Origin of the sequence: Paraburkholderia sp. SIMBA_027 (genome assembly GCF_046535315.1) — a bacterium.
GTDB classification, from domain to species: Bacteria; Pseudomonadota; Gammaproteobacteria; order Burkholderiales; family Burkholderiaceae; genus Paraburkholderia; species Paraburkholderia tropica.
In genome coordinates this window covers 1-268 of sequence record NZ_JAWRWY010000689.1, presented here as the reverse complement: position 1 = coordinate 268, position 268 = coordinate 1, and the positions used below count along the sequence as shown (strand labels likewise).

The following is a 268-nucleotide window of genomic DNA, read 5'->3' as shown; positions in this document are numbered from 1 at the left end:
CCACTTTTAATTCCTGTGTAGCAGAAGATGACCTTTCAACAACAGAACCCACAAGGTATACCGCCAGTGATATAAAATCCTATGCAGACCTTTTTAAGGTATTCTGGACAGTAATGGATCAGCGGTATAATTATTTTTATGAGCAGAAAAGAAATGATGGAATGGATTGGGACGCTGTTTACAGAGAATATTATCCTAAGTTTGAAGCATTACAGGCTTTTAACACAGGTAATGATAAGGATATCATAGAAAATCAAAAAATAGCAAG

1 protein-coding gene is annotated in these 268 nt (G+C 35.4%); it reads left to right on the top strand.

The window, feature by feature from the left end; all coding sequences use genetic code 11:
- On the top strand, positions 1-268 hold a 268-nt coding region (locus SB764_RS40780; protein WP_410866867.1), incomplete at both ends, for a hypothetical protein.